Annotated in this window: 2 protein-coding genes; both read left to right on the top strand. The window is 59.2% G+C overall.

Features of this window, described 5'->3' with window-relative positions:
• Positions 1 to 1,535: sodium:solute symporter family protein (locus tag WCA53_RS24000; RefSeq protein WP_423916332.1), on the top strand; the 1,535-nt coding region annotated here is incomplete at its 5' end.
• Positions 1,536 to 1,856: 321 nt separating this feature from the next.
• Positions 1,857 to 6,392: AAA family ATPase (locus tag WCA53_RS23995; protein ID WP_423916330.1), on the top strand; the 4,536-nt coding region annotated here is incomplete at its 3' end.

Raw genomic sequence — 6,392 nt, 5'->3', positions numbered from 1 at the left:
ACATCAGGGAGTTCGACGTGAACAACTTTCTTCTCGGCTACGGTACGATCGCGGTCTTTTTTGGGCTTGTCGTGTTGATCCTCGAGAGATCCAATCGACGTGAGAGAACTTTCACGGAATATGCAGTTGCCGGCCGCTCATTCGGTGCCTGGTTTCAAACTATGTCGTTTTTGAATACTTGGCTGCCAGGCACCACATTTATTGCTTTCGCAGGTCTGACTGCACAAAGCGGCCTCATCGGTTTTTACTCGATTTTTTACTCTTTGCTCGCGATGCTTTTCATGTTCTTCATGGCGGAGCGCATGCATGAATGGGGACGAAAGTTTGATCTGAGGACGCAGGCGGACTTCGTGGGGATCCGATACAACTCCTCCGCAGTTCGAGTTATTGCCGCAGTCATTGGCATTATTTCGATGCTTCCGTGGCTTGTTCTCGGAATGCAGTCTGTGGGAGCGGTGTTTGAATCATTGTCCTTTGGTCATGTGAGTACAACCGCTGCCGTCTTTATTGGAGTCGCCGTCTTGGCTATCCGGCAAGTTTGGACTGTCAGGATGGGAATGCGGGGTATCGTCATCAGTGACATGGTCCAAGGTATTACCGCTTACGGACTTGGCTTCTTGATCTCGGTGGGAATGATCGGGTGGCTGCTGACTCATGGGCACGGATTCGACAAGCTCCCGAAGGAGTTTGCTACGCTGCCTGGACAGGGAAGCACGGCGGGGCCGCTGTATTTCATGTCGATTGTACTGACCGGTGCACTAGGCGCGTGGTGCTGGCCGGATATTTTTGTCCGACTGTTTACTGCGGACGGAACGACAACAATCAAGAAGTCTGCGCTGCAATCTGCGCCGCTCCTGGCGGCATTTTCTGCGGCACTCTTCGTGATGTCCATGCTGGCCCATTCGCTTCCGGCGGTAGCTGCGTCACCTGACAAAGTCTGGTTCACTGTTACCGCGCTCGGCGGTCCCTTGCTGCTTGCATTCGCTGGTGTGTTAGTGCTGGCGGCGACCATGGGAAACATTAACGCGATTACAGCTGCTGTCGGCACGCAGATCGCGCAGGATATTATCCCCGATCGTGCATTGTCGGACGCAAGCCGGACCAAGCTGGCTAAAGTTTCGATCATTGTTGTGACGCTGCTTGGGGTGGCGGGTGCCATAGGAACGATGCATACAACTTCGGGGCTTGTCACGTGGGCGATAACTTCCTATCAAGGTGTCGTACAACTCGCACCGTCTCTGTATCTCGGAATATTCTGGCGTCGTGGTAATGCCACCGGTGCGGTAGTAGGCATGATCGTTGGATTTGCGATGGCAGCGGGGCTTCAGATTGCTTATCCGCTGTCGGTGCCCTGGTTAGGCGGTCTGACATCAGGGGTGGTGGGTATCCTCGTGAACACGGCTCTGTATGTTTTACTGGCTTTGATGGCTCCGGCCGACGATCGTGAGCAAGCACGCGTGAACAACCTTTTCCGCCGTTCTGGAATTGAGCCTTCTGCGGCCGTTAGCAACGATCCGCGAGAACCCGCCATGTAACTGCCCCACATTCACGCCAACGGTGAAGAGGGGGGGGCGAGCGGCCGCACCAAAACTCGAAACGGCCTCGCCGATGTTGCTTCAGGTCGGCCGAAACCAGAGGGCGACGATCACCCGCCGATGGCGACATTGGCAAATCGGTATGCCACAATCATCGGGTCTCGCCATGGGGAGAACGGCTATCGCAGCATGGGCGCTTCCCCCAATCTGACAATAGCATTACCCACGATAGCATTTAGCAGCCCGTTTCTTTCACCGAGAAAGGAGCAGCCTTTCGTCGTGACAACACGAGCGTTCTCTATGACAGAGGATTCTGGGTACATGTTAGAGCCGCTTCGCGAGGAGGCGGACTTCACCCTTTACCGCGGGAGGGAACTCGGCAAACAGACGCCGGTCCTGGCGCTGGCGGTTGCCGCTGAAGGGCCGTCGCCCCAGAGCCTGCGGCGGCTCGAACACGAGTGGTCGCTGGAATCCAAACTCGATGCGGCATGGGCGGCTCAGCCTGTGGCGCTGACCCGTCACCTGAGGCGAGCGGTTCTCATTCTCAAGGACCCTGGCGGTGAACCCCTGGATCGGCTCATTGAGCAGCGCAAGGATCACCCACTCGATCTTCCACACTTCCTGCGTATTGCCATTGGTCTGACGTCAGCGCTTAGTCAGGCTCACCAGCAGGGCCTCATTCATAAGGACGTCAAGCCGGCAAACGCACTGGTCGACCACGCCGGCCACGTGTGGCTCACCGGCTTTGGCATTGCTTCCCGACTCCCGCACGAGCGCCAGGAGCCCGAGGCCCCGGAATACATTGCAGGCTCGCTGCCCTACATGGCGCCCGAACAGACCGGACGGATGAACCGTTCTATCGATTCGCGCAGTGACCTCTATTCGCTCGGCGTCACGCTTTATCAGATGCTGACGGGTTCGCTGCCCTTCACGGCGGTCGATCCGATGGATTGGGTCCACTGCCATATTGCCAGAAAACCGGTGCCGCCCGGCGAGCGGGCAGCAGACGTTCCCCCCGTCATCTCTGCCATCGTCGTGAAGCTGCTCGCCAAGACGGCCGAGGACCGGTACCAGACCGCAGCCGGTCTCGAACGCGACCTGCGGCGCTGCCTCGCAGATTGGGAGCGCGGGTCGCTCGCCGACTTCCCGCTGGCTGAAGATGACACGCCGGACCGGTTCTTGATTCCGGAAAAGCTCTATGGCCGAGACCGCGAGGTCGAGGCGTTGCTTGCGTCCTTCGATCGCATGATCAAAATCGGGGCGCCCGAGCTGGTGCTCGTCTCCGGATACTCCGGCGTCGGCAAATCCTCGGTCGTGAATGAACTCCACAAGGTGCTCGTCCCACCGCGCGGCCTCTTCGCCTCCGGCAAGTTCGATCAGCGCAAGCGCGACATCCCTTACGCCACGGTGGCGCAAGCCTTCCAAAGTCTCGTCCGGCAGGTTTTAGGCAAGAGCGAAACTGAACTCCACATCTGGCGGGAAGCGCTTCGCGAGGCGCTGGGTCCGAACGGGCCGCTGATCGTCAGCCTTATCCCCGAACTCGAACTCGTTATTGGCGCGCAGCCACCGGTCCTCGAGCTTCCACCGCAGGATGCGCAGCGCCGTTTCCAAACTGTATTACTGCGGTTCATCGCCGTCTTTGCGCGGCCTGAGCACCCGCTGGCACTGTTCCTCGACGATCTGCAATGGCTCGATGCCGCGACGCTTGATCTGCTCGAAGATATTCTCGCGCAACGGGATATCAGGCACTTGCTGCTGATCGGCGCCTACCGGGATAACGAGATCGATGCCACGCACCCGCTCATGCGCAAGCTCGATGCGATCCGCCAAGCGGGCGCAACAGTACATGACATCGTATTGGCGCCTTTGACCTACGACGATCTTGGACAATTGATCTCGGACTCCTTACGCTGCGAGGCTACGCGCGCGAACCCACTTGTTCAACTGGTGCAAGAGAAGACCGGCGGCAATCCGTTCTTTGCAACCCAGTTTCTCCATGCGCTCGCGGATGAATCGCTGCTGGCCTTTGATCACACTGATGCTCGCTGGTCCTGGGACCTAGGTCGCATCTACGCGAAACGCTACACCGATAATGTCGTCGATCTCATGGTCGCCAAGCTCAATCGCTTGCCGGCCGCAACACTGGCAGCACTTCGCCAACTCGCTTGCGTCGGCTTCCGTGCCGATTTCGCGCTGCTGGCAACGGTCTGCCAGACCTCTCCCGGAGAGCTTCACGACAGTCTTTGGGAAGCCGTTCGAGCCGGCCTGGTGTTCCGGTCGGAGACTTCCTATGCCTTCCAGCACGATCGCATCCAGGAGGCTGCCTATTCGCTGATCCCCGAGGCCGCGCGCGCGGAAATTCACCTCCAGATCGGCAGATCGCTGTTGGCGGACACGCCGCCCGACAACCGCGAAGAGATCGTCTTCGAGATCGTCAGCCAGTTCAATCGAAGCGCCACGCTGATTACCGCGCAAGAGGAACGCACGCAGGTGGCGTGGCTGAATCTGATGGCCGGCAAGCGCGCCCGGAACGCCACCGCCTATTCCTCCGCGCTGACGTATTTTGCGGAAGGCCGCGCTTTGCTGGCGGATGATTGTTGGGCGCAGCAATACCCGCTGGTTTTCGAGCTCGAGTTACACCGCGCCGAAGCCGAGTTTCTGACGGGCGAGATGCCAAGCGCCGAAGAGCGGCTGTCGATACTGGCCCGCCGGGCGACAAATCGGGTCGATCAAGCCGCCGTCGCCTGTATGCACATGGATCTTTACAACGTTCTCTCCCGGTTGGACCGAGCGGTGGCCGTGTGCCTCGACTACCTCCAGGGGGTTGGCGTCGACTGGTCTGCCCAGCCAACGGATGAGGACGTACAGCAGGAGTACGAGCGCGTATGGCGCCGATTGGGCACCCGTCAGATCGAAGATCTGATCGATTTGCCCCTGCTGAACGACGCTGATACGCGCGCTACTTTGGACGTGCTGACCAAGGCAATGGTGTCCTCGCAGTCAACCGACAGCAACCTGTTCCGACTGATGGTCGCACGCATGGTGAATCTTAGTTTGAACCACGGCAATAGCGACGCGTCATCCTGCGCCTATGTCTGGTTTGGTTGGGTCTTCTCGTCCGACTTTGCGGACTACCCGACGGCGCTGCGCTTTGGTCAGCTCGGCATCGATCTCGTAAACAAGCGAGGGCTGGACGCCTTCAAGGTTCGTGTTTACCTGCCCTTCGCGATCTGGATCAGCCCGCGCCAGCAGAGCGTTCGATCTTGCCGCGCGCTCATCCTGCAGACTTCTGACGAAGCGAATAGCACCGGCGATCTTGCCTATACGGGATATTGTCACGTTAATTTAATCATAAACTCTTGCTTTTCCGGCACCCCTTTAGGTGATTTAGATCGAGAGGTGATGGTCGGAATAGAGTTCGCGCAAAAAACCAATTCTGTCTTGATCGCAGCCATCGTCCTCAGTTTTCTCTTTCTTGTTCGGACGCTCAGGGGCCTACCGAATGATTTCGTAAATTTAGGCGACAAGCAGTTCGACGAGGACGCGCTGGTGCGGTGCCTCGAGGCAGAGCCAAATCTGTTGCTTGCTGCAGGCTCATACTGGATCAGAAGATTGGAGACGTGCGTTTTCGCGGGGGATTATGCCGAAGCGGTCGCAGCTGCGCTCAAGGCAAAGGGCTGGCTGGACTTGCTCTCGCTAGCGCCGACATTTATCGACTTGGCCGAATACCATTTCTATGCCGCGATGGCGCGAGCTGGCGCTATTGACGCTGGCGCGGCCAGCCCTAGTGAAGGGCAGTCGGACCTGGAAGCACTGACGGCCCACCACCAGCAACTCCAGACTTGGGCCGAGCACTGCCCGGAGAATGTCGGGGACCGCGCTGCGCTGGTGGGCGCCGAGATTGCGCGTCTGGAAGGCCGCGACCTAGACGCCGAGCGCCTCTATCAACAGGCTATCCGCTCGGCCCGCAAAAATGGCTTCATCCACAATGAGGCGCTGGCTTGCGAGACCGCCGCTCGCTTCTATGCCGTCTGTGGCTTCGAGGACATCGCCGAGATGTATCTGTTGCGCGCCCGCGAAGGCTATCGGCGCTGGGGCGCGGATGGCGTGGTACGGCAACTGGAGGCTCGATATCCGCAACTGGCCACGGCCGAGCCGCGCGGCACGGCGAAAGAGGCGATCGATCAGCAGCTCGACGTTGCAGCCGTCGTCAAGGCGTCACAAGCTCTGTCGAGCGAAATGCTGCTGCCCCATTTGATCGAGCGGCTCATGACCATCGCGTTGCAGAATGCGGGGGCCGAGCGGGGGTTGTTGATCCTGATTCGGGACGGCGAGCCGAGAATCGAAGCGGAGGCTGCCACCGGCCAGGGCAAGATCGAGGTTGCGGCTCGCCACGCAGCGATTACGCCCTCCGATCTGCCTCAATCCGTGCTGCATTACGCCATCCGGACGCGGGAGCGCGTACTCCTCGATGATGCCTCGGCCGATCATGTGTATTTAGAGGACGAGTATGTGCGGCAGAGTCGCTCTAAATCTGTCCTCTGTCTGCCAATCGTCAAGCAAGCGAAATTGGTCGGCGCACTCTATCTTGAGAACAACCTGGTACCGTTCGCCTTCACGCCCGACCGCGTTGCGGTGCTGCAGTTACTGGCCTCGCAAGCCGCTATTTCACTGGAGAATGCGCACCTCTATGCGGATCTGCAGCTCCAGGCCGGCCTGCTGCAGCGACTTCCTGTGTCCGCCTGGACGCTCAAGCCCGATGGAACACCGGACTTCGTGAATCAGGTTTGGCTTGACTACTCCGGTCAGACTCTCGATTTCGTCCGGTCGCATCCCGAGGCCTGGATGACCGGGGTC

This window comes from Caballeronia sp. (assembly GCF_049581465.1).
In the GTDB taxonomy this organism is placed as follows: Bacteria; Pseudomonadota; Gammaproteobacteria; order Burkholderiales; family Burkholderiaceae; genus Caballeronia.
The sequence above is the reverse complement of the archived record's forward strand: the minus strand, read 5'-3'. Positions and strand labels throughout refer to the sequence as shown.